This is a genomic window from Paracoccus sp. NIOT.M2S5SZ12, from assembly GCF_057748165.1.
The window spans coordinates 65,168-88,747 of record NZ_JBYLFR010000012.1; the positions used below are offsets into that span (position 1 = coordinate 65,168).

The window sequence follows — 23,580 nt, forward strand, 5'->3', positions numbered from 1 at the left end:
GTTATCGCGTCGCCTGTGGACGATGTGACCAATGATGATCCATGATGCAGCCCGTTCACCCAAAATCGGGGCCGTTTCCGTGACCGACTTGCTTGACCCGATCAACCGCCGCATCCTGGCCGAACTGTCCACCAATGCACGCCTGTCGGTGACGGAACTGGCGCGCAAGGTCGGCCTGTCCAAGACCCCCGTCGCCCTGCGCATCCGCCAGCTGGAGGAGGCCGGGCTGATCACCGGATACCGCGCAATCCTGTCTCCGGTGCGCCTCGGCCTGACCCATGTCACCTATGTCGAGGTGCGCATGACCGACACCCGCCAGAAGGCGCTGGAGGCCTTCAACGCCGCCGTCCGCGCCATCCCCGAGGTCGAGGAATGCTACATGATCGCGGGCGGTTTCGACTATCTGCTGAAGGTGCGGTCCCGCGACATGGCGCATTACCGCCAGATCATGGCCGACCGCATCTCGTGCCTGCCGCATGTGAACGCCACCTCCAGCCATGTGGCGATGGAGGCGGTGATCGAACAGAACGGCCCGCGCCTCTAGTCGAACTGATCCAGCCGGTGCGGGTTCAGGCGGCGCAGATCGCCCCGGCGCAGCGTCACCCCGTGCCGGTCGAAGAAATCCAGGATCTCGATGGCGACCTTGCGGCCGTTCTGGACCCGGTCGCGGAACAGCGGCGCGGTGAACCAGCCATCCTCGGTCGCCGCCGCCACCTCGCGCAGGATCGCCACCATCCGCGCGGTCACGGGGCGGGCGAAGAAATGGTCATGCGCGATCTGGTCGGTCCGGCCAAGCCTCTGGGTCAGGCGCAGGATGCGGCGGATCTCCTTTTCGTCGATGCCGAACTCGGTCGCGAAATCGCGCACGCGGGGCGGGCGGAACTGCATCTCTCCGGTCAGCGCGGGCAGGATGCGTTCCCAGATGGCCTCGTCCTCGGGCGACAGGCGGACCTCGTGGCCGGGCAGGCGCAGGAAGGCGCCGTCCGGCACGATGCGCCCCGCCTCGGCCTCCTGCCGCAGGAGCGCCAGCCACGGCTCCTTGGGCAGGCGCGGCGTGACGACCAAGCGCAGCCGCTCGCGGCCCAGGCCGGGCAGGTCGGGGTTCTCGGCGTGGAACGCGGCCAGTTCCGCCGCGATGCCGTCGCGCAGGTCGCGCAGATGATCGCCTGACAGCGCCAGAGCCCCCACCGCCTGCCCGCCCGCCAGGGACAGCGCGGCCTGGGCCGCCTCCGGGGGCATGGCGCGGTCGCGGGCAAAGACCGTCAGATCGACCGGCGCCACCGCCAGCATCGCGGCCAGCGGGTCGGGCGCATGGGCGGCGGCGATCAGGGCCAGCCGTTCCGGCGTGCGCCGCTTGCGCGCGGGCGGGCGCAGGTCCAGCAGATGCCCGCCGCCGATGGTCCGGCTGGCCGACACGTCGCGCAGGATGAAGCGGTCGCCCACCGTCGCGGCCAGGGGCGCGTCCAGGACGATCTGCACCGGCCCGCGCCCACCCGGCGGGATCGGATTGCCCAAGGGGACGATGCGCGCGCCGCGTTCGGCGGCATGGCTGTGCAGGCGGGCGGGAAACCAGGTGCCGATGGGCCTGGGCTCGGAGGGCAGCACGCTCAGCATCGCGTCGATGCGGTCGGTGGGCGCGTGCAGCGCGGGGGCCAGCACGATGTCGCCGCGATGGATCGCGTCCTTGGCGACGGCCTCTCCGGCCAGGTTCAGGGCGCAGCGCTGACCGGCCAGCCCTTCGGTCGCCGCGCGGTTCTGGGCATGGATGCCCCGCACCCGCGCCGCGATCCCGGCGGGGCTGACCGTCACCAGATCGCCGATGGCCACGCGGCCCGACAGGACCGTGCCGGTCACCACCGTGCCTGCGCCCTGCAGGGTGAAGCTGCGATCGACCGCCAGGCGGAACAGCGCGTCGCTGCCGCGGGCGGTCGTCTGCGCCTCGGCCCGGATCAGCGCGTCGCGCAGATCGGGGATGCCTTCGCTGGTCAGCGAGGAGACCGGGATGATGGGCGCATCCGCCAGCCCGCTCTCCGCCAGCGCCTCGCGGATCTGGGCGGTGACTGCGGCGCGGCGGGGGGCCTCGGCCAGATCGGCCTTGGTAAGGGCGATCAGGCCGCGCGTGAGGCCAAGCAGGTCCAGGATGGCCAGATGCTCGCGCGTCTGCGGCATGACGCCGTCATCGGCAGCCACCACCAACAACGCCAGGTCGATCCCGCCCGCGCCTGCCAGCATGGTGTGGATCAGCCGTTCATGGCCCGGCACGTCGACAAAGCCCGTCACCGCACCGCCGCCTAGATCGGCATAGGCAAAGCCCAGGTCGATGGTGATGCCGCGGGCCTTCTCCTCCGCCAAGCGGTCGGCATCGGTGCCGGTCAGGGCGCGGACCAGGGCGGTCTTGCCGTGGTCGATATGGCCCGCCGTGCCGACGATCACGCCAGCGCCTCCAGAAGGTCGGCGTCGCGCTCCAAGCAGCGCAGGTCCAGGATCAGCGCGCCGTCATGGATGCGCCCGATCACCGGGCGGTCGCGCCCCCGCAGCCAGGCGGCCAGCCGGTCGGGCGCGTCTCCCCCCGCCCCGGTGATGCGCAGCCCGGCCGAGGGGATCGTGTCGGTCGGCAGCGAGCCCGAGCCGATCTGGCTGGCGCAATCGGTGGTCGTGACCGCGTATTCGGGCAGGCGCGCACCCACCAACGGGGCCAGCCGCGCGGCCTGCGCCGCGATATCGGCGTGCGGGCGGGACAGCAGGCGCAGGACGGGCAGGCGGTCCGGCAGCCGGTCGGGGTCGCGATAGAGGCGCAGCGTCGCCTCCAGCGCGGCGATCCGGATCTTGTCCAGGCGCAGGGCGCGCTTCATCGGGTTCCTGTTGATCCGCGCGATCAGGTCGCGCCGTCCGACGACGAAGCCCGCCTGCGGCCCGCCCAGCAGCTTGTCGCCCGAGAAGGTGACCAGATCGGCGCCCTCGGCCACGGCCTCGGCCACGGTGGGTTCGCGGCGCAGGCCCCAATGCGACAGATCGACCAGCGATCCGGCGCCCAGATCGTTCAGCATCACCACGCCCGCCGCCTTGGCGATGGCGGCCAGCGCCGGGCCCTCGACCGCGGTTGTGAAGCCCTCGATGCGATAGTTCGAGGTGTGGACCTTCAGGATCAGGCCCGTCCGGTCGGTGATGGCCTCCTGATAATCGCGGGGATGGGTGCGGTTGGTGGTGCCGACCTCGACCAGACGCGTTCCCGCGCGGGCCATGATGTCGGGCATGCGGAAGGCGCCGCCGATCTCGATCAGCTCGCCGCGCGAGACGATGCTGTCGCGCCCTTGGCCGAACGTGTTCAGCGCGATCAGCACGGCGGCGGCGTTGTTGTTGACGATGGTGGCGTCCTCGGCCCCGGTCAGCTCGCACAGAAGGCCGCGCAGATGGTCGTCGCGCTGGCCCCGGCCGCCGGTCTCCAGGTCGTATTCCAGCGCCAGCGGCGCGGCCATGGCGGCGCTGGCGGCGGCGATGGCCTCCTCGGCCAGGATGGCGCGGCCCAGATTGGTGTGCAGCACCGTGCCGGTCAGATTCAGCATCGGCCGGAGCCGCGTCGCGGCCATCGCCGCCAGATCGGCGGCCAGGAGATGCGGCAGGCGCGCGGCCTCGACCGCGCCGTCGGCACCGTCGCGGATGGCCGCGCGGGCCGCGTCCAGGCGCAGCCGGGCGTGGCGCGTGACCATCGCCCGGCCATGCCGGTCGATCAGGTCGGGATGGCCCGACAGCAGCTGGTCGACCGAAGGCAGCGCCCGAAAGCCTGACATCAGTAGCCCGCGAGGAACGGGTTGAAGCCGCCGCGCCGGATGCCGGTGTCCTTCATCAGCAGGTCCAGCCCCAGGCTGCCGACATCGTCGGCGACGGGCTCCAGGCTGGGGTTCTTGTTCTGATAGAGGATCTTGACCCAGGAATCGCAATCGCCGCAGACCTCGGCGCGGACGGTGGCCTGATCGGTCTCGACGCTGCGATAGCTGATCTTGCCGGTCTCGCCGCAGCACAGGCAGGTCAGCCGGACCTCGTTCCACTGCGTCTGGCAGCAGGCGCAGGCGGCATAGCGCACGCCGTCCAGCTCGGCCATGCCGACGACGCTGCTGCTGGCCGGGCGGCCGCCGCAGGCCGGGCAGACGCCGGTGCGGATCTTGACCAGCCGATCGGCGGGCAGGCCCGCGGCCAGACGCGACAGGTGCAGCTGCACCGCCAGCGCCGCGAACAGGTGCGGCGCCACGCTGTCCTCGGGGATCGTGTCGGCCAGGATGTTCTCTAGCAGCCAGTGACGGTCGGCCAGGGAGGCCGCGGTCACTGCCGACAGGGCCAGCCGCGCGGGTTCGGGCATGTCCAGCGCCGCCGCATGGGTCAGCACCGCGTCCAGCGCGGCATGCAGGTCGGGATCGGTCGACAGCGCCCGGCGGTCAATGGGCGGCATGCGGGTCTCGCGCGCGAGCGCGATGCGGTCGGCCGGAACGGGGGCAGGGCGGGGGAGTTCCTCGGCCAGACGCGCCTGAAGGTCGACCAGCTGGCCCAGGAAGGCCAGCCACGGTCCCAGGTTGTCGCTGTGCTGCGCCAGGAAGGCCAGGCGTTTCGCGCGGGTCGCGAACAGGCGCATGGGTTTCGGCAGCATCACCAGCGGCGCCGAAGGGACGCCGCCGATGGCCGAGGGGTCGGGTTGGATGGTGGTGGTCATGTCTCTCTCCGGGCCGAACCGGCCACAGGGGATGCCGGTGATGGTGGCCGGCAGATTACTCTGCCGGGCCCTTGTTGTCGCGGCTGGCGATCTCTCGCAGCCATTTGCGGTGATGGCGCCAGGCCCATCCGCCTGTGACCGTGCCCCGGGTCATCGCGCGCAGCGTGCCGCGCGTCCAAATCGCGGCATAGACATGCATGATGAAGACCAGGATGATCGCCACCGCCGACAGCGCATGGACCAGCACCGCGATGCGGCGCACGGGGATGCTGACCAGACCGGGGAAGTACTGCTCCCAGATCATCACGCCGGTGGCGATCAGCACCACGATCAGCCCGGACATCGCCCAGAAGACGAACTTCTGCCCGGCATTGTACTTGCCAAGCTCGGGCAGGTTCTCCTCGTTGCCCTTCACCACGTCGCCGATATTGGCGACCCAGGTGGCATCCTCGGGGCGGGGCATGTTCAGCCGCCACAGCTGGATGAACATCAGCGCGAAGCTGACGAACAGGACCACGCCGATGATCGGGTGGATCCAGCGGGTCGTCTGACCGCCGCCGAAGAGGCCGGTCAGGAAGAACAGCGACGGATCGAACAGCGCCAGTCCCGACAGCGCCAGCGCGATCAGGCTGAAGGCCGTCACCCAGTGGTTCAGGCGGGTGATGCCGCGATAGCGGCTGACCTCGACCGGCTGGATGCTCTCCAGCCGGTCGCCGCGTTCGGAGTAATAGGGGCGCGGGGCCATCAGACGTGGTCTCCTTCGTCGGGGTTCCGGCCCTTGACCAGGGCGTCGGCGGCCTTGACGTCATGCTCCTCAACCTCGTTCGCGCGCGCGAAGAGGCCGTGCAGCGTGGCGCCGACCGCGGCCACACCGATGGCCGCCAGGCCCGCGGTCTTGGTCACGCCCTTCCAGCCCTCGACCACCGGAGAGATCCGGGGCTCCTCGGGCAGGTCGTTGTAGATGCCGGGCTTGTCCGCGTGATGCAGGACGTACATCACATGGGTCCCCCCGACACCGGCCGGGTCGTAGAGGCCCGCATTCTCGTAGCCGCGCGACTTGAGGTCGGCGATGCGGGTCTCGGCATGGGCCTGCATGTCGGTTTTGGTGCCGAAGACGATGGCCTGCGTGGGGCAGGCCTTGGCGCAGGCGGGACCCTGACCGACGGCCACGCGATCCGAACACAGGGTACACTTGTAGCTCTTGTGGTCGGTCTGGCTGATGCGCGGAATGTCGAAGGGACAGCCGGTGATGCAATAGCCGCAGCCGATGCAGTTGTCGTGGATGAAGTCCACGATGCCGTTGGAATACTGCACGATGGCGCCGGGCGCCGGGCAGGCCTTGAGGCAGCCCGGATCCTCGCAATGCATGCAGCCGTCCTTGCGGATCAGCCATTCCAGCTCGTTGGTGGCCGGGTTCTCCCATTCGGCGAAACGCATCAGGGTGAACATGTCGGGGGTCAGGTCGTGGGGGTTCTCGTAGACCCCCACATTCTCTCCCACCGCCGGGGTCGTGTCGTTCCATTCCACGCAGGCGGACTGGCAGGCCTTGCAGCCGATGCATTTGGACACATCGATCAGCTTGGCCAGCTTCTCCAGCTGGCGGTCGGGGGCTGGCACGTTCCGGGTGGCCGAGATGCGCACGACGTCGCGCGCATCGAAATAGGCCTCGGTCGGCTGCACGGGCGGGTTGGACGCCGCCGTGGTCGGGCTGTTCGCGATGTCCTTCATGCCACCGGCTCCTCGGTTGCGGGTTCGATGTTGACCAGGAACGCCTTGAATTCGGGCGTGTCCGTGTTCGCATCCCCGATGAACGGCGTCAGGCTGTTCGGCCCCCAGCCCTTCTTGGCGGCCCCCATGAAGCCCCAGTGCAGCGGAATGCCCACCACATGGACGGGCTTGCCGTCACAGACCAGCGGCTGCAGGCGACGGGTGACCACCGCCTTGGCCCAGACCTGACCGCGCTTGCCGAAGACACGCACGCGGCTGCCGTTGGCGATGCCGCGCTCCTCGGCCAGCTGGACGCTGATCTCCACGAAGAACTCGGGTTGCAACGCGGCGTTCACCCGGTTGTGCTTGGTCCAGTAGTGGAAATGCTCGGTCAGGCGATAGGAGGTCGCGACAAATGGAAACTCGTCGCTGGTTCCCAGCTGGGCTACGTCGCTTTCGAAGACCCGCGCCACCGGGTTCCCGCGCATCCGCGCGTTGAACACGTTGGCCATGGGGCTCTCAAACGGCTCCATATGCGTCGGAAAGGGCCCGTCGCGCATCATGCCCCGGGTGAACAGGCGCGAGACGCCCTCCTGGTTCATGATGAAGGGCCGCACCGTCGCCGGATCGGCGGTCGGCGCGATGTCGGGGACGTCGTAGCCGCCCCATTTCGCCCCGTCCCACTGGATCAGCGGGCGCGTGGCGTCCCAAGGCTGGCCCGCCATGTCGGCCGAGGCGCGGTTGTACAGCACCCGCCGGTTGGCCGGCCACGCAAAGGCCCAGTTCAGGAACATGCCGGTGTCGTCGGGATCGGAATTGTCCCGCCGCGCCATCATGTTGCCGTCCTCGGTCCAGCTGCCGGCATAGATCCAGCAGCCCGCCATGGTGGTGCCGTCGTCGCGCAGCTGTCCGAAACCGGACACCTGCTGACCCGCCTGCAGGATCTGCGCGCCCGTGGCCGGGTCCGTCACCGGAGCCAGCGCGCGGCCGTTCATCTCCTTCGCCAACTCCTCCGGCGTGGGCTCTCCCGGATCGGCATAGTCCCAGGCCAGGTTCACGATCGGATCGGGGAAGGCGCCGCCTTCGGCCCGATACAGGTCGCGCACCCGCGTCCAGATCTGCGCCATGATCCAGGTGTCGTGCTTGGCCTCGCCCGGCGGTGTCGCGCCCGGCCAGTGCCATTGCAGCCAGCGGCCCGAATTGACCAGCGCGCCCTCGTCCTCGGCAAAGCAGGTCGTGGGCAGCTCCAGCACCTCGGTCTGGATCGAGGCGGTGTCCACGTCGTTATGCGCGCCGTGGTTCTCCCAGAAATGCGAGGTCTCGGTGGACAGGGGGTCCATCACGACCAGCATCTTCAGCTTGGACAGGCCCGCCGTCACCTTGCCGCGGTCCGGAATGGACAGCATCGGGTTGAAGCCTTGGCAGAAGTACAGGTTCACCTTGCCATGGTTCATCAGCTCGAACATGCGCAGGATGTCATAGGCCGGCACGTCCAGCTTGGGCAGATAGTCGAAGGCCCAGTCATTCTCGGCCGTCGCGGCATCGCCCCACATGGCCTTGAGGAAACTGACCATGAACTTGGGATAGTTCTGCCAGTAGCTGGTCTGACCCGGCTGCAGCGGCGTGAACTGACGCGTGGACAGATAGGTCTGCCAGTCGACCTCCTTCTCCGTCGGGATGTTCAGGTATCCCGGGATCAGGTTCGACATCAGGCCGATATCGGTCAGGCCCTGGATGTTGGAGTGACCGCGCAGCGCGTTCATCCCGCCACCGCGGACGCCGATATTGCCCAGGATCAGCTGCAGCATCGCCATGCCGCGGATGTTCTGGGCACCCTTGGAATGCTGGGTCCAGCCAAGCGCGTACATGGACGTCATCGTCCGGTCCACGGCCGAGCATTCGCCGATCATCGCGCAGATATCCAGGAACTTGTCCCGCGGCGTGCCGGTGATGTTCTCGACGAATTCCGGCGTGTAGACGTCGACATGCGCCTTGAGCAGGTTCCAGACGCAGCGCGGGTCCTGCAGCGTGGGATCGGTCAGCGCAAAGCCGTCCTCGCCCTTCTGATAGTCCCAGCTCTCCTTATTGAAGTCGCGCTTCTCCTCGTCATAGCCGGTGAACAGGCCGTCGGACCAGCCGAAGTCCTCGCGCACCAAGAAGGAGGCGTTGGTGTAGTTGCGGACATAGTCCCACTGCACCTTGTCGTTCTCGATGCACCAGCGGATCACCCCCATCAGGAAGGCGATGTCGGTGCCCGGACGGATCGGCGCATAGTAGTCCGCCACCGATGCGGTGCGGGTATAGCGCGGGTCGACCACGATCAGCTTGGCGCCGCGATGCGCCTTGGCCTCGGTCACCCACTTGAAGCCGCAGGGATGCGCCTCGGCGGCATTGCCGCCCATGACGATCGCCAGGTCGGTGTTCTTGATGTCAGTCCATGGATTGGTCATCGCTCCACGGCCGAATGTCGGGCCCAAACTGGACACCGTAGGGCCGTGTCAGACGCGTGCCTGGTTGTCGAATCCCACAACACCCATGGACCGGACCGTCTTGTAGGTCAGCCATGCGGTCTCGTTGGTCGTGGCCGAAGCCGCCAGGAAACCCGCCGTCGTCCAACGGTTGACGGGGGTGCCGTCATCGTTGGTGGCGATGAAGTTCGCGTCGCGATCATCCTTGAGGGCGCGGGCGATCTTGTCCAGCGCCTCCTCCCAGGTGATCTCCTCGAAGCGGTCCGAACCCGGACGGCGAACGCGGGGCTGCGTCAGGCGCGTGGGCGCGTGGACGAAGTCCTTCAGCGCCGCGCCCTTGGGGCACAGCGTTCCGCGGTTCGTCGGATGGTCGGCATCGCCCTCGATATGCAGCAGCTCGGCGGTCTCGCCGGCCTTCACGTCGCCGCGCGAATACATGATGATGCCGCAGGCGACCGAGCAATAGGGGCAGGTGTTGCGTGTTTCCGTGGTCGTGGCCAGCTTGAAGGCGCGCACATGCGCCGCCTCCGCCGCCTCGGCCCCGCCGAAGCCCATGGCTCCAAGCGACGTTGCCGCAACCCCCGCCCCCGCAAGCCTCAGAAAGCCGCGGCGCGAAAGGTCGATATTCATGGGACCCCCTCTGCCTGTCTGTGATGGATAGGTACCCGCCAATTGTCTGCCGCCGCCCCGGCCAAGTCAACCCGTGACGCCTTGCATGCGACCGGACGACCGGTCTAGAACGGGCGGGCAAGCCGATGCGCCGGGGGCGTTCGGGCCGTGTGGTTCCGCCGGAGACGGGGGCTTGGCACATCGGCGCGAGACCCCGCCATCGACGGGGTCCGCCGATCCCAGCCCCTCACCCTGACCGGAGCCCAGTCCATGCCCATGATGTCGCGTCTGTTCGCCACCCTGCTGGCCACCGCCCTGCCGCTCTCCGCCGCGGCCCAGGAAACGCTGTATTTCTCGGCCATCCCCGACGAGGACGAGACCAGGCTGGTCGAGCGCTTCTCGGCCGTGGCCGACTACCTGTCGGAGGAACTGGGCGTGCCGGTCGAGTTCGTGCCGGTCAAATCCTATCCCGCCGCCGTCACCGCCTTCCGCAACGACCAGGTCCAGCTGGCCTGGTTCGGGGGCCTGTCGGGCGTGCAGGCCCGCCTGCTGGTGGACGGCGCCCGCGCCATCGCGCAGGGCGACGAGGATACCAGCTTCGTCAGCTACTTCATCGCCCATACCGACACCGGCCTGACCGAGTCCGAGGACTTCCCCGAGGCCGCGCGCGGCATGTCCTTCACCTTCGGCGCCAAGACCTCGACCTCGGGGCGCCTGATGCCGGAATATGCGATCCGCGAGAACACCGCTGAGGCGCCGGAGGAGTTCTTCGACCGCGTGGGCTTCTCGGGTGATCACAGCCAGACGCTGCGGCTGGTCGCGTCGGGTGCCTGGCAGGTCGGCGCGCTGAATTATACCGTCTACGATCAGGCGGTTGCCGATGGCGCGCCCGAGGTCGAGACCGCCAAGATCATCTGGAAGACGCCGCCCTATCCCGACTACAACTGGACCATCCGTGGCGACGTGGATGCCCGGTGGGGCGAGGGTTTCGCCAACAAGGTGCAGGCCGCGCTGGTCGGCATGGACGATCCGGAGCTGCTGGCGGCCTTCCCGCGCAACGCCTTCATCCCCGCGGCGAATGAGGACTATGCCCCCATCGAACAGGTCGCCCGCGATCTGGACCTGCTGGAGTAGTCCTTGCAGCTTCTGGACGGGGTCGATCTGGGCTATGGCGGCGCGCCCGTCCTGTCGGGCGTGCGACTGCATGTCGCGCCCGGAGAGCGGGTCGCCCTGCTGGGCCGCAGCGGTTCGGGCAAGTCGACGCTGCTCTCCGCGCTCCACACGGCGGCGGCGGGGCGGGGGCTGCGAATCGCGCTGGTCCCGCAGGACGCGGCGCTGGTCCCGCAGCTCTCGGCGCTGCGCAACGTGCTGATGGGGCGGCTGGACGATCACGGCGCCTGGCGCAACCTGCGCACGCTGATCCGCCCCGCCGCGCCCGACCGCGCCGCAGCCCTGGCCGACCTGGACCGCGTGGGCCTGACGCCACAGGCCGATGCCCGCGTGGAATCCCTGTCCGGCGGGCAGAAGCAGCGCGTGGCCCTGGCCCGCGCCCTGCATCGCGGCGGCGACCTGATCCTGGGGGACGAGCCGCTCTCGGCCGTCGATCCGCGTCAGGCGCAGGAGCTGGCGGCGCTGCTGCGCGCGGCCTTCCCGACCGCGATCCTGGCGCTGCATGACGTGGCTGTCGCGCGGGCCTTTGCCACGCGGGTCATCGGCCTGACGCAGGGCGAGTTCCTGTTCGACCTGCCGGTGGACCAGCTGGACGCCTCGCGGATCGAGGCCCTCTATGGCTAGCCTGTCGCGCCTCGGCGTGGTGGCGGGGTTCCTGGCCGTGGCCGCCCTGTGCCTGCCGCTGGCCGACCTGACGGTGGCGGGCCACGACCCCTGGGCCGCGCTGGCCCGGATGGGCCGCGGCTTCCTTGCGCCCGATTTCGGCGCCATCGAACAGATCGCCCGCGCCGTCGCACTGACCGTGGCCTTCGCGGGCGCGGGCGTGACCCTGGGGGGCGTGGCGGGGCTGATCCTGGCGCCCTTCTACCGGCTGCGCGCGGTGCGGGGCCTGGCCATCGCCCTGCGCTCGGTCCACGAGCTGTTCTGGGCGCTGCTCTTGCTGCAGGTCTTCGGGATCAGCGTCTGGTCGGGGGTGCTGGCTATCGCGCTGCCCTATGCCGGGATCTTCGCCAAGGTCCTGTCCGAGATCCTGGACGAATCCGACCGCCGCCCCGACCGCTGGCTGGGCCCGTCGGTCGATCCGCTGACGCGGTTCCTCTGGGCGCGCGCGCCGCTGGCCTGGCCGCAGATGGCGACCTATGCGCTCTACCGGCTGGAATGCGGGCTGCGGTCCTCGGCAGTGCTGGGCTTCATCGGGCTGCCGACGCTCGGCTTCCAGCTGGACACGTTCTTCCGGCAGGGGGAATACGGCGCGGCGGGGGCGGTCATGGCGATCTACATCACGCTGATCGCGACGGTCCGGCTGTGGATGCGGCCCCGGCTGCTGCTGGGCTGGCTGGTCTTCGCGGCGGTGATGCTCTCCACCGTGCGCACGCCGCCGATGGGGCAGGGCGCGCTGTGGCGGTTCCTCGGCCAGGACATCGTCCCCGCCCCCCTGCGCCAGGGTGACCCGGCCGCCATGCTGCCCTGGCTGTGGGAGCTGACGAGCACCGCGATCCTGCCGGGCCTTGCCGCGACGCTGATCGTCGCGCAGCTGGCGCTGGTGCTGGCGGGGGCGGTGGCCTTCGTCGCGCAGGCCGCCACCGTGCCGCGCGTCACCGGGCGCATCGGCGCGGGCCTGGGGCATCTGGTGCTGGTGATCCTGCGGTCGTTCCCGGAATACATGCTGGCCTATCTGTTCCTGCAGGTCTGGGGGCCGTCCATGCTGCCCGCGATCCTGGCGCTCGGGCTGCACAACGGGGCGATCATCGGGCATCTTCTGGGCCGTCAGGCGACCGGGCTGACGCTGCGCGCGGACGCGCCGCGCGGCCTGACGCTCTGGGGCTGGGAGATCGTGCCGCGCCTGTTCGGTCCGTTCGTGGCGCTGTGCCTCTACCGGTGGGAGATCATCATCCGGGAATCCGCGATCATGGGCGTCCTGGGCATCGCCACCCTGGGGTTCTTTCTGGACGATGCCATCGGAGAGCTGCGCATCGACCGCGCCGTCGTCATCCTGGTCGCGACCGGGCTGGTCACGGTCGGCATCGACGCGCTGTCGCGCGCCATCCGCGCCCGGCTCGGGGCGGGCGATCTGCGGGTCGGGGACGCGCGGCCGGGGATGGTCCCCGGCCAGGCGAGCAACTGCTAGGCGGCCATCTGCGGCTGGCGCACCGCGCAGGCGAAGGCCAGAAACTTGCCGTCGTCGTTGGAGACCAGATCGCCCATCGGACGTGGTGTCCAGCCAAGCCGCTGCGCCATGCGCAGGAAGGCGGGCGGTCCCAGGAACAGGCAGTCCGTCGCGCCCACCCGGTGCAGGTGGTCGTTCGACGCCTCCAGGATCGCCTCGGCCAGGCCCGGCACCGGCAGCGCGGCAAAACGCGTCAGCTCCCAGGACTGCGGATCGACGGGGGGTTCGTCATGGCACAGGTTGGTGGGCATGCCGGGGAGCAGCCCCAGATGCGCGTCGCGGATCATGTAGGAATAGACCACCTTGCCCCCGCCGAAGGCGCAGTCGGTCCGCTTCAGCCGCGCCCCGCCGATGGCCTGGCCGTCGCGATGCGCGATCACGTAGACCGTGTCGAAGGTGTCGTACTGCTCGAACTCGATGCCTTCGGCATGGTGCAGCGGCCAGGCCATGCGGTCCACGAAGATCTGCTTGCGCAGCTTGAAGAAGCTGGTCACCAGGTCGAACTGCGCCATGTCATGGGGCAGGCGGATCGTGCTGATCCGCACGTCGCTCATCGTCTGTGTCATGTCGTCCGTCCTTATTGCCGATAGCCGTCGGGCAGCTTGGCCAGCCCCAGGAACTGGCGTCCGCCGGTCACCTTGTTGGGCAGCCACAGCCCCCAGCTGGTCACCTCGACCTTCAGCACGCCCTCGTCGGCATAGGCGTCGAAATAGGTCAGCATCGTCTCGACCATGTCGCGACTGAACTCCGCCGTCGCGAGCTTGGGCTCCCTCATTTCCTTGACCATCTCCGTGCTCCTTTGGTGAAAGGTGAGCCCGGATTGCGCGTCGCGAGGCATCTTGTCGTGCGAAAACGACCGCACCTGCCTTTTCAGTATGTCCGAAAGGACATATCCTGCGGGTCGAAGCGCCGGAGGCCCGCATGCTGCATGACCTGATCCCCCATTTCGACGCCGAGATCGCCGAGATGCATGCCCTCGCGCCCACCGGCTGGATCATGGGGTTCAACCTGACCTATCGGGGGCCGGAACACCTGTTCAACGCCTATCCCGACGCCTGGCGGGCGATCTACGAGGACCGCAACTACTTCTTCGGCGACCCCATCGCGATGTGGACGATGACCCATGACGGGGCCGCGCGCTGGTCCGAGGTGCGCATCCCCGACCTGCGCGGCGTCATGCAGGCGGCGCGCAAGTTCCGGCTGAACTACGGGGTGGCCATCTCGCGCAAGGTGGCGGGCAAGCGGTCCTTCCTGACCCTGTCCCACCCGGACCGCGAATTCACCGATGACGAGATCGCGCGCTGCCGGGCCAAGTTCAACCTGTGGACCGACCTGGTGCTGAACCGCGCCGCCCTGACCCCGGCCGAGCTGGACGTGCTGCGCTGCTTCCGCGACGGTCTGGGCCAGATCGAGACCGCGACCCAGCTGGGCATCGCGGAATCGACCGTCAAGCAGCGCGCCGTGAAGGCCTGCGGCAAGCTGGGCGCGAAAAGCCGCACCCAGGCCGTCGCCATCGCGGTGGCGCGCAACTATCTGTAGGGGCTACTGGATCGCCCGGATCGCCGGATAGCTGGCCCGGAACGCCGCCAGCGCCTCGGCGAAGGCGGGGCGCAGGGCCTGGTCCGGTTCGATGCGCGCGGTGATCGCGGGCGGGGTCATGACCTCGGCCACGCTGTCCGCGCCCGCCGCCACCATACCGAGGCGCGCAGCCCCCAGGGCCGCGCCGAACTCGCCCGCCTCGGGCAGGGTCAGCGTCACGTCCAGCGCCGTGGCGATCGCCTCCAGCCAATAGCGCGACTGCGCCCCCCCGCCGATCGCCATCAGCGTGTCGGGCCGCGCGCCGGTCCGATGCAGCGCCGAGAGGCTGTCGGCCAGCCCGAAGGCCACCCCCTCCAGCACGGCGCGGGTCAGGTCGCCCCGATCCGTCGCCGCCGCCAGCCCGGTCAGGCTGGCGCGGATGGCGGGGTCGTTATGGGGCGTGCGCTCTCCGGACAGATAGGGCAGGAACCGCACCGAACCGGGGGGGCGCAACGGTCCCAGATCGGCGGTCAGGGCCGCAGGCGCGGTCCCGGTGATCCGCGACAGCCAGTTCAGGCTGTCGGTCGCGGCCAGCATCACGCCCATCTGGTACCAGCGCCCCGGCACGGCGTGGCAGAAGCTGTGCAGCGCGGTCTGGGGCGCGGGGGCATAGCCGTCGCGCGCCGCCAGCAGCACCCCCGAGGTGCCAAGCGACACGAAGCCCGCCCCTTCGGCCATCGCCCCGATCCCGCAGGCGGCGGCGGCATTGTCGCCCGCCCCGCCCGCCACGCTGACCGGCCCGGAGAGGCCCCATTCCGCGGCCAGATCGGCGCGCAGCCGCCCGGCCTCGGCCGCGCCCTCGACCAGGCGGGGCATCTGCGCGCGGGTCAGGCCCGTCGCCTCCAGCAGCGCGTCCGACCAGTCGCGCGCGCCCGTGTCCAGCCAGGCCGTGCCCGAGGCGTCGGACAGATCGCCGACCGCCTCTCCGGTCAGCCACAGGTTCAGATAGGCGGCGGGCAGCAGGATGCGCGCGGCGCGGGCGAACAGCTCCGGCTCTTCGGCGGCCATCCAAGCCAGTTTGGGCGCGGTGAAGCCCGGAAAGACAATGTTGCCGGTCCGCGCGCGGAACCGCGGATCGGCGTTCATCGCCGCGGCCTGGACATGGCTGCGCGTGTCGTTCCACAGGATGCAGGGGCGCAGCACCTCCCCCGCGCGGTCCAGGACGCAGGCGCCGTGCATGTGGCCCGCCACGCCGATGCCGCGCAGGGCCGCGAATTCGGGATGGGCGGCGCGCAGATCCGCGACCGCGCCCCGGAAGGCCTCGATCCAGTCGGCCGGGTCCTGTTCGGACCAGCCGGGATGGGGATGAGAGACGCCGTAATGGCGTTCGGCCGAACCGACAGGCCGGCCCGCCCCGTCCACCAGCAACGCTCGAAGGCCGGACGTGCCCAGATCGATCCCCAGAAAGCTCATCGCCGCTCCTCCCCCGTTTGGCGCGACCATCGGCAGCCGGGGCGGAAATGTCCAGCGCGCTTACCCCGCGGGCAGGATGCGCCCGGTGCAGGGGCCGAACCCCACGCGGAACCCATGACCCTGCGCATGGGCGAACAGCGCGACCTCGTCCCCATCCTCCAGGAAGGTGCGAGGCGTGCCGTTCACGCGGACGGGGTCGCGGCCGCTCAGCGTCATCTCCAGCAGCGCGCCCATCTGGTCGCGCCCCGGACCCGAGACGGTGCCCGAGCCCAGAAGGTCGCCCACCCGCATCGGACAGCCGGAGCTTGCGTGATGCGCCAGGGCCTGGGCCTGCGACCAGTACATGACCGCATAGTCCACGCGCGCCATCACCTGGCCGTTCAGCGACCAGCCCATCTGGATGTCGTGAAAGCCGGGCCGCGTTTCGGCCAGATAGGGCAGGGGCGCGTGATCGCGCGGGGCGCCGGCGCAGCGGAACGGCTCCAGCGCGGCGCGGGTCACGATCCAGGCCCCGATCGTCGTGGCCATGGCCTTGCCCTGGAACGGCCCCAGGGGCTGATATTCCCAAGCCTGGATGTCGCGGGCCGACCAGTCGTTCAGGAGGACATGGCCAAAGATCATCTCCTCGGCCTGATCGACGCTGATCCGGCAGCCCTGTTCGGTGGGCAGGCCCACCACGGCGCCCAACTCCAGCTCCAGGTCCAGCTTCGCGCTGGCCGCCCAGACCGGGCCCGCGTCGCCCCGCAGCTGGCCCATGGGGCGGCGGATCGGCGTGCCGGACACCACCACCGAGGAGGCCCGCCCGTTATAGCCGATGGGCATATGCGTCCATTGCGGCGGCAGGGCGTTCTGCGGGTCGCGGAACAGCGCGCCCACGGTCTGCGCATGATGGCGCGAGGCATAGAAATCGGTGAACTCGCTGACCCGGATCGGCAGGTGCAGCGCCGCCCGCGCCATCGGGATCAGCGGCAGGTCGCGCGGCCCGTCCGGCCCCAGCAGCACCATCAGCCGCGCCCGAAGCGCCGCCCAGGCCCGAGGCCCCAGGGCGATGAAGTCGTTCCAGGCGGGTCGGGCCAGCGTGCCGTCCGCGGCGACCAGGCCCCGCACCTCGCAGGCGGCCAAGTCCAGGATCAGGTCGCCGATGGCCACCCCGCAGCGCGGCGCATCCCCGTCCGAGAACACGCCGCAGGGCAGGTTGTTCAGCGGAAACGACCCGTCGGGCCGGTTCGCGCTGTCGATCCAGGAGGGCAGCAGGGTGGGGGCCGCCATCACTTGACCCCGGGCGTGCCGTCGAACTTCTTCTCCAACCGGTTCCAGACATCGACGTAATCGGGCTGCATCGGTGCCTCGCGCGCGGCCCATTCGGTCAGGTGCTGGGGAAAGCGCGTCTCGAACATGAAGGACATGGTCTCGTCCAGCTTGTGGGGCTTCAGCTCCGCGTTGCTGGCGGCCTCGAAGGCGTCGCGGTCGGGGCCGTGGGGCAGCATGCAGTTGTGCAGGCTGATGCCCCCCGGCGCAAAGCCCTGCGGCTTGGCGTCGTACTGGCCGTAGATGTTGCCCATCAGCTCGGACATGACGTTCTTGTGGTACCAGGGCGGGCGGAAGCTGTGCTCGGCCACCAGCCAGCGCTCGCGGAACAGCACGAAGTCTATGTTGGCCGTGCCCTCCTGCCCCGAAGGCGCGGTCAGCACGGTGAAGATCGACGGGTCGGGATGGTCGAACAGGATCGCGCCGACCGGGGAATAGGTCCGCAGATCATACTTGTAGGCGCAATAGTTGCCGTGCCACGCGACCACGTCCAGCGGGCTGTGGTCGATCCAGCTCTCGTGGAACTGGCCGCACCACTTGATGACCACGCGGGAGCGGACCTCGCGGTCCTCGAAGGCCGCGACCGGCGACTTGAAGTCGCGCGGATTGGCCAGGCAGTTGGCGCCGATGGGGCCGCGATGGGGCAGGTCGAACTTCTGGCCATAGTTCTCGCAGACGAAGCCGCGCGCGGGACCGTCCGGCAGCTCCACCCGATAGACCAGGCCGCGGGGCAGGATCGCGATCTCCTTGGGCTCCAGGTCGATCACGCCCAGTTCCGTGCAGAAGCGCAGCCGCCCCTGCTGCGGCACGACCAGCAGCTCGCTGTCGGCGGAGAAGAAGTATTCGTCCTGCATCGACGCGGTGACCAGATAGACATGCGCGGCCATGCCCGTCTGGATGTTGACGTCGCCTGCCGTGGTCATCGTCCGCATGCCGGTCAGCCAGGTCAGCGGCCGGTCGGGCAGCGGGATCGGGTCCCACCGGTACTGGCCCAGGCTGGTGACGTCGGGCAGCACGTTCGGCGCGGTCTTCCACTGCGGCAGGTCGATGCGCGCGAACCGGCCCGTGTGATGGACCGAAGGCCGGATGCGATAGCACCAGGTCCGTTCGTTCTGCCCGCGCGGCGCGGTGAAGGCCGTGCCCGACAGCTGTTCGGCATAGAGGCCATAGGCGCATTTCTGCGGGCTGTTCTGGCCCTGGGGCAGGGCGCCGGGCAGGGCCTCGGTCTCGAAATCGTTGCCGAAGCCGGGCATGTAGCCCGGATGGGGGCCGGGCTGCGCGGGGGCGCGGGTCAGGCCCGAGGGGGTGTCGCTGTCGCTCATCGCGGGGTCCGCCATTCGTTGCACGCGCAACGATCTTATGCGCGCGCCCCGCCGCGCGTCAAGCCGGGGCGGCGGGTTGCGGCCGCCGCCCTCCGCCGCTAAGCCCCCGCAGACAGATCACGGCGCAGCGGAATTGCGCAAAAGGAGGCAGTCTTGACCACATTGGCACGTTTTTCCCGCTTCGTCGGCAACAGCTTTGCGCTGTGGGTCCTGGCCTTCGCGGCCCTGGGCTTTCTGTTTCCCGACACGTTCCGGCAGCTGACGCCCTGGATCGTGACGCTGCTGGGCATCATCATGTTCGGCATGGGCCTGACCATCTCGGGGCGCGACTTTGCCGAGGTGCTGCGCCGTCCCTATCAGGTGGGCGTGGGCGTGGCGGCGCAGTTCATCATCATGCCGCTGCTGGCCGTGGTGCTGACCACGCTGATCCCGATGTCGCCCGAGGTGGCGGCCGGGGTCATCCTGGTCGGCTGCTGTCCCGGCGGAACCTCCTCCAACGTGATGACCTTCATGGCCAAGGGCGACACCGCCCTGTCGGTCGCCTGCACCAGCGTGACCACCCTGATGGCGCCTGTCGTGACGCCCTTCCTGGTGCTGATGCTGGCCAGCGAATACCTGCCCGTCGATGCCTGGGCCATGTTCCAGTCGATCCTCAAGGTCGTGCTGCTGCCGCTGGCCCTGGGCTTTGCGGCGCAGCGGCTGCTGCCCGCGCTGGTGCGCGCGGCGGTGCCGATGCTGCCTTTGGTCAGCGTGACCGGGATCGTGCTGATCGTGGCGGCGGTGGTCGGGGCCTCCAAGGGCGCGATCGTCCAGTCGGGGGCGATGATCTTTGCGGTCGTGGCGCTGCACAACGTGCTGGGCTATCTGATCGGCTATCTGGCGGCGCGGCTGGCCGGGGTGAACCTGGCCGGGCGCAAGGCCGTCGCGATCGAGGTCGGCATGCAGAACTCGGGCCTGGCCGCGGCGCTGGCCACGGCCTATTTCTCGCCGGTCACGGCGGTGCCGGCGGCGATCTTCAGCGTCTGGCACAACATCTCGGGCGCGGTCTTCGCCAGCTGGCTGGCCCGCCGGACCTGAGCCGATGACGGGGGGCGGCCCTCAGCCGGGGCCGTCCTCCTCCTTGATGGTCTTCAGGACCAGGAAGGTCTGCGCGCCCTTGACCGCGGGCAGCGACAGCAGATGGTCGTCCAGAAAGCGGTTGTAGGCCGCAAGGTCGCGGCAGGTGACGTGCAGGTGGTAATCCGCCGCCCCCGTCGTCGCATAGGCCGCCCGCACCGCCGGCGTGATGCGCGTCATGCGGATGAAGTCCTGCACCATCGCCGCGTCGTGACGCACCAGGTTCACATGCACGATGGCCTTGAACCCGTCGCCCAGCACCGCGTCATCCAGCGCCACGGTATAGCGGCGGATCGCCCCCGATTCCTCCAGCGCCCGCACCCGCCGCCAGCAGCTGGAGGTCGAGAGCCCCACGCGCTCGGCCAGGGTCGCGTTGGGGATGCGGCTGTCGCGGCGCAGCTCCGTCAGGATGCGCATGGTCACGGGATCGTCCAGAAGAGCGTCATCCGGCATGGCGTTTCACTTGTCTCCGGTTTGGCGGACAGATTATCCGCGACGGCGCCGTTCCGCCAGCATTCTGGAAAGAATCTTCGCCGCGTAGGGCGCATGATGATGCGACTGCGCGCCGGGGAGGATCAGCCGTCATGACCGAACAACCGAAGGGTTTCGCCACCTATCAGCTGGACGACCGCTATGCCCGCCAGCAGGGCCGGGTCTTTCTGACCGGGACGCAGGCGCTGGTGCGGATCATGCTGGATCAGGCGCGGCGCGACCGGGCGCGGGGCTGGACCACGGCGGGTCTGGTCTCGGGCTATCGCGGCTCGCCCCTGGGCGGCGTCGATCAGGAGATGTGGCGCCAGAAGCCCCGCCTGGCCGAGGCCGGGATCGAGTTCCTGCCCGCCGTGAACGAGGATCTGGGCGCCACCGCCATCCTGGGCGCGCAGCAGGCGGTGCTGGACCCCGCCTGCCAGGTCGATGGCGTGGTCTCGATGTGGTACGGCAAGGGGCCGGGGGTGGACCGCTCGGGCGATGCGCTGAAGCACGGCAACGCCTATGGTTCCTCGCCCAAGGGCGGCGTGCTGGTCGTGGCGGGCGACGACCACGGCTGCGTGTCCTCATCGATGCCGCATCAGTCGGACGTGGCCTTCATGGCCTGGTTCATGCCGGTCCTGAACCCAGACTCGGTGGGGGAATACCTGTCCTTCGGCGAATACGGCATCGCGCTGTCGCGGTTCTCGGGGACATGGGTCGGGTTCAAGGCGATCTCCGAGACGGTCGAATCGGGCCAGTCGGTCGTGCTGCCCGAGGACCGCGTCTTTGCGCAGCCGGACTTCACCGGACCGCCGGGCGGCATCCATGTGCGCCTCTCGGACCTGCCCAGCCCCGAGATCGAGACGCGCATCGGCCACAAGCTGCGCGCCGTCGAGGCCTTCGCGGAGGCGAACCCCATCGACCGCCGCATCTATGACATCGCGGAGGCGCGTTTCGGCATCGTCACCACCGGCAAGGGCCATCTGGACACGCTGGAGGCGCTGCGCCTTCTGGGTCTGGACGAGGCCGCCTGCCGCCGCCTCGGCATCGACATCTACAAGGTCGGCATGGTCTGGCCCCTGGCGCGCCGCGATGCGCTGGCCTTCGTCACCGGCAAGGACGAGGTGCTGGTGATCGAGGAGAAGCGCGGCATCATCGAGAGCCAGTTCAAGGAGTATTTCTACGACTGGCCCGGCGCCAAGCCGCGCAGGATGGTGGGCAAGCACCGCACCGCGGGCGACCCGCTGCTGCCCTGGACCGGGGAGCTGAGCCCGCTGATGCTGGTCCCGGTGCTGGCCGAACGGCTGGCGCGGTTCTTCCCGGACGAAGGGCTGGAGGACCGCGCCCGCGCCCTGGCCGCGACGCCCGCCCCGGTCCTGTCGGTGCCGGGCGCGACGCGCACGCCCTATTTCTGCTCGGGCTGCCCGCACAACACCTCCACCAAGCTGCCCGAGGGCAGCAAGGCGGCCAGCGGGATCGGTTGTCACGTCATGGCGGGATGGATGGACCGCCAGACCCTGGGCTATGCGCAGATGGGCGGCGAGGGGGTCCCCATCGCCGTCGCGCAGCGCTGGAACGGCGGGCGGCACATGTTCCAGAACCTGGGCGAGGGGACGTGGTATCATTCGGGATCGCTGGCGATCCGGCAGGCGGTCGCGGCGGGCGCCAACATCACCTACAAGATCCTCTACAACGACGCGGTGGCGATGACCGGCGGGCAGCCGGTGGACGGGCCGGTCAGCGTGCAGGCCATCGCCCAGAGCTGCCGCGCCGAGGGGGTGACGCGCATCGCGCTGGTCAGCGACAATCCCGCTGCCTTCGATCTGCGCGACTTTCCGCAGGGCACCACGCTGGACCATCGCGACCGGCTGGACGCCATCCAGCGCGAACTGCGCGAGATCCGGGGCGTCACCGTGCTGATCTACGAGCAGACCTGCGCCACCGAGAAGCGCCGCCGCCGCAAGCGCGGCAAAGCCGAAGATCCGGCCCGCTTCGCGGTCATCAACGAGGCCGTCTGCGAGGGCTGCGGCGATTGTTCGGTCGCCTCGAACTGCCTGTCGGTCGAACCGGTCGAGACACCCTTGGGCCGCAAGCGGCGCATCAACCTGTCCTCGTGCAACAAGGACTTCAGCTGCCTCGACGGGTTCTGCCCCAGCTTCGTCACCATCGAAGGCAGCCGCCGCCGCAAGCCCAAGCCCGCCGATCTGGACATCGCGGCCCTGCGCGCGCGGCTGACCCCGCCCGTCCTGCCCGCGCTGGACCGTCCCTACGACCTGCTGGTGGCGGGCGTGGGCGGGACGGGCGTCGTGACGGTCGGCGCGCTGATCACCATGGCCGCCCATCTGGAGGGGCGCGGGGCCAGCGTGCTGGACTTCACCGGCTTCGCGCAGAAGTTCGGCACGGTCCTGGGCCATGTCCGCCTGGCCGCGCGCCCCGACGACATCCATCAGGTGCGCATCGAACGCGGCCATGCCGATGCGGTGATCGGCTGCGACGCGGTCGTCTGTTCCTCGCCCAAGGCCAGCCTGCATTACCGTCCCGGCACGCGGGTCGTGCTGAACCGCGCGCCCATGCCCACGGGCGATCTGGTCCTCAACCGCGACGCCGACCTGCGCATCCCCGAACGCGAGGACCTGATCGCGCGCACGGTGGGGGCCGCGAACCTGCTGGCGGTCGATTTCAACCGCGCGGCCGAGCGGCTGATGGGGGACGCGGTCTATGCCAACATCATGGCGCTTGGCGCCGCTTGGCAGCAGGGGATGGTCCCGGTCAGCGAGATGGCGCTGAAGCAGGCGATCCTGCTGAATGGCGTTACGGTCGAGAAGAACGGCTTGGCCTTCGACCTGGGCCGCGTGCTGGCCGCCGATCCGGCCGCGCTGGAGGAAGAGCCGACCGCCCCGGCCATGCCGCAGACGGCCGACGCGATCATCGCGGATCGCATGGCGCGGCTGACCGGATATCAGGACGCGGCCTATGCGCGCCGCTATGCCGACACGCTGGCCACGCTGCCCCCGGTCGAGGAGATCCGGCGCGCGGCGGCCGTCTCTCTCCATCGGCTGATGGCCTACAAGGACGAATACGAGGTCGCGCGCCTGCATGCCGATCCGGCCTTTGCCGCCCGCATCGCCGCCGAATTCGAGGGCGGCTACACCATCCGCCACCATCTGGCCCCGCCGCTGCTGCCGCGCGGCACGGACGGGCGCGGGCGGCCGCGCAAGACCGCCTTCGGCCCGTGGATGCGACCGGTCCTGCGCGGCCTCGCGCGGCTGCGCGGCCTGCGGGGCAGCTGGGCGGACCCCTTCGCCCGCAGCGCCGACCGGCGGCTGGACCACGACCTGCTGGACTGGTTCGAGGGCGTGATCGCGCGGGTCGCGCGCGACCATGCGGCCCTGGGCGCGGATGCGGTGACGGTGCTGGAGGCCGCGCAGGAGATCCGCGGCTATGGCCCGGTGCGCCATGCCGCCGCCGACCGCGTGCGCGCGCAGGTGGCGGCGATCCTGACCTGAGCGCCCCCGCGGGACGCAAAGTTTCGCTGACGGCTGCCCGCGG

The 23,580-nt window shown here is 69.7% G+C and carries 20 protein-coding genes; 7 read left to right on the forward strand and 13 right to left on the reverse strand.

Features of this window, described 5'->3' with window-relative positions; translation table 11 throughout:
• Positions 1-79 precede the first annotated feature (79 nt).
• Positions 80-544 carry an Lrp/AsnC family transcriptional regulator gene (locus AC2SGK_RS12395; protein ID WP_488323839.1) on the forward strand — a complete coding sequence of 155 codons (465 nt, stop codon included), beginning with the start codon at positions 80-82 and terminating at the stop codon, positions 542-544.
• Here AC2SGK_RS12395 and selB read toward each other — a convergent pair.
• The 7 genes from selB to AC2SGK_RS12430 are packed head-to-tail and all read right to left on the reverse strand — an operon-like array spanning position 541 to position 9,507.
• Positions 541-2,433, reverse strand: coding sequence for a selenocysteine-specific translation elongation factor (gene selB, locus AC2SGK_RS12400; RefSeq protein WP_488323840.1), 1,893 nt, complete (start codon positions 2,431-2,433; stop codon positions 541-543). The two genes, AC2SGK_RS12395 and selB, sit on opposite strands and share 4 nt — an antisense overlap.
• Positions 2,430-3,788 carry an L-seryl-tRNA(Sec) selenium transferase gene (selA, locus tag AC2SGK_RS12405; protein WP_488323841.1) on the reverse strand — a complete coding sequence of 453 codons (1,359 nt, stop codon included), beginning with the start codon at positions 3,786-3,788 and terminating at the stop codon, positions 2,430-2,432. The genes selB and selA overlap by 4 nt, the downstream gene beginning before the upstream one ends.
• Entirely contained in the window at positions 3,788-4,702 is a 915-nt protein-coding gene (gene fdhE / locus AC2SGK_RS12410) for a formate dehydrogenase accessory protein FdhE (RefSeq protein WP_488323842.1), read from the reverse strand. The genes selA and fdhE overlap by 1 nt, the downstream gene beginning before the upstream one ends.
• A gap of 55 nt (positions 4,703-4,757) precedes the next feature.
• The gene (locus AC2SGK_RS12415; RefSeq protein WP_488323843.1) at positions 4,758-5,447 is read right to left on the reverse strand and encodes a formate dehydrogenase subunit gamma; all 690 of its coding nucleotides are present in this window, start codon (positions 5,445-5,447) and stop codon (positions 4,758-4,760) included.
• Positions 5,447-6,430, reverse strand: coding sequence for a formate dehydrogenase subunit beta (fdxH, locus tag AC2SGK_RS12420; protein WP_488323844.1), 984 nt, complete (start codon positions 6,428-6,430; stop codon positions 5,447-5,449). The genes AC2SGK_RS12415 and fdxH overlap by 1 nt, the downstream gene beginning before the upstream one ends.
• Positions 6,427-8,895 (reverse strand): formate dehydrogenase-N subunit alpha, encoded by a 2,469-nt coding sequence (fdnG, locus tag AC2SGK_RS12425; RefSeq protein ID WP_488323845.1) that lies wholly within the window; start codon positions 8,893-8,895, stop codon positions 6,427-6,429. The genes fdxH and fdnG overlap by 4 nt, the downstream gene beginning before the upstream one ends.
• Positions 8,896-8,907: 12 nt before the next feature.
• Entirely contained in the window at positions 8,908-9,507 is a 600-nt protein-coding gene (locus AC2SGK_RS12430; RefSeq protein ID WP_488323846.1) for a molybdopterin-dependent oxidoreductase, read from the reverse strand.
• A 258-nt stretch (positions 9,508-9,765) separates the two neighbouring features.
• Between AC2SGK_RS12430 and AC2SGK_RS12435 the strand changes: the two genes are divergently transcribed.
• The 3 genes from AC2SGK_RS12435 to AC2SGK_RS12445 are packed head-to-tail and all read left to right on the forward strand — an operon-like array spanning position 9,766 to position 12,784.
• Positions 9,766-10,620 carry a putative selenate ABC transporter substrate-binding protein gene (locus AC2SGK_RS12435; RefSeq protein WP_488323847.1) on the forward strand — a complete coding sequence of 285 codons (855 nt, stop codon included), beginning with the start codon at positions 9,766-9,768 and terminating at the stop codon, positions 10,618-10,620.
• Positions 10,621-10,623: 3 nt separating this feature from the next.
• On the forward strand, positions 10,624-11,280 hold the full coding sequence (locus AC2SGK_RS12440; protein WP_488323848.1) for an ATP-binding cassette domain-containing protein: 657 nt from the start codon (positions 10,624-10,626) through the stop codon (positions 11,278-11,280).
• Complete coding sequence (locus AC2SGK_RS12445; RefSeq protein ID WP_488323849.1) at positions 11,273-12,784, forward strand: PhnE/PtxC family ABC transporter permease; 1,512 nt, start codon at positions 11,273-11,275, stop codon at positions 12,782-12,784. Before AC2SGK_RS12440 ends, AC2SGK_RS12445 begins: the two co-directional genes overlap by 8 nt.
• Here AC2SGK_RS12445 and AC2SGK_RS12450 read toward each other — a convergent pair.
• Both AC2SGK_RS12450 and AC2SGK_RS12455 read right to left on the reverse strand, forming a co-directional pair.
• Complete coding sequence (locus AC2SGK_RS12450; RefSeq protein WP_488323850.1) at positions 12,781-13,389, reverse strand: acyl-homoserine-lactone synthase; 609 nt, start codon at positions 13,387-13,389, stop codon at positions 12,781-12,783. The two genes, AC2SGK_RS12445 and AC2SGK_RS12450, sit on opposite strands and share 4 nt — an antisense overlap.
• A gap of 11 nt (positions 13,390-13,400) precedes the next feature.
• The gene (locus AC2SGK_RS12455) at positions 13,401-13,598 is read right to left on the reverse strand and encodes a hypothetical protein (RefSeq protein WP_488323851.1); all 198 of its coding nucleotides are present in this window, start codon (positions 13,596-13,598) and stop codon (positions 13,401-13,403) included.
• A 146-nt stretch (positions 13,599-13,744) separates the two neighbouring features.
• Here AC2SGK_RS12455 and AC2SGK_RS12460 point away from each other — a divergent pair, with 146 nt between their 5' ends.
• Positions 13,745-14,362 carry a helix-turn-helix transcriptional regulator gene (locus tag AC2SGK_RS12460; RefSeq protein ID WP_488323852.1) on the forward strand — a complete coding sequence of 206 codons (618 nt, stop codon included), beginning with the start codon at positions 13,745-13,747 and terminating at the stop codon, positions 14,360-14,362.
• Positions 14,363-14,365: 3 nt separating this feature from the next.
• On the opposite strand, the gene xylB is transcribed toward AC2SGK_RS12460, so the two are convergent.
• Genes xylB through hmgA form a run of 3 tightly spaced genes read right to left on the reverse strand, consistent with a single transcriptional unit; the run spans position 14,366 to position 18,444 of the window.
• Positions 14,366-15,814: a xylulokinase gene (gene xylB, locus AC2SGK_RS12465; protein WP_488323853.1), complete on the reverse strand. Its 1,449-nt coding sequence runs from the start codon at positions 15,812-15,814 to the stop codon at positions 14,366-14,368.
• A 60-nt stretch (positions 15,815-15,874) separates the two neighbouring features.
• Positions 15,875-17,083, reverse strand: a complete 1,209-nt coding sequence (gene fahA / locus AC2SGK_RS12470) for a fumarylacetoacetase (RefSeq protein ID WP_488323854.1) — start codon at positions 17,081-17,083, stop codon at positions 15,875-15,877.
• Positions 17,083-18,444 carry a homogentisate 1,2-dioxygenase gene (hmgA, locus tag AC2SGK_RS12475; protein WP_488323855.1) on the reverse strand — a complete coding sequence of 454 codons (1,362 nt, stop codon included), beginning with the start codon at positions 18,442-18,444 and terminating at the stop codon, positions 17,083-17,085. The genes fahA and hmgA overlap by 1 nt, the downstream gene beginning before the upstream one ends.
• Before the next feature lie 153 nt (positions 18,445-18,597).
• On the opposite strand from hmgA, the gene AC2SGK_RS12480 reads away from it, so the two are divergent.
• Positions 18,598-19,521 carry a bile acid:sodium symporter family protein gene (locus tag AC2SGK_RS12480; RefSeq protein WP_488323856.1) on the forward strand — a complete coding sequence of 308 codons (924 nt, stop codon included), beginning with the start codon at positions 18,598-18,600 and terminating at the stop codon, positions 19,519-19,521.
• Positions 19,522-19,542: 21 nt separating this feature from the next.
• Here the strand turns inward: AC2SGK_RS12480 and AC2SGK_RS12485 are convergent, their stop codons facing one another.
• Complete coding sequence (locus AC2SGK_RS12485) at positions 19,543-20,013, reverse strand: Lrp/AsnC family transcriptional regulator (protein ID WP_488323857.1); 471 nt, start codon at positions 20,011-20,013, stop codon at positions 19,543-19,545.
• A gap of 131 nt (positions 20,014-20,144) precedes the next feature.
• On the opposite strand from AC2SGK_RS12485, the gene AC2SGK_RS12490 reads away from it, so the two are divergent.
• Positions 20,145-23,537, forward strand: coding sequence for an indolepyruvate ferredoxin oxidoreductase family protein (locus AC2SGK_RS12490; protein ID WP_488323858.1), 3,393 nt, complete (start codon positions 20,145-20,147; stop codon positions 23,535-23,537).
• Positions 23,538-23,580 lie beyond the last annotated feature (43 nt).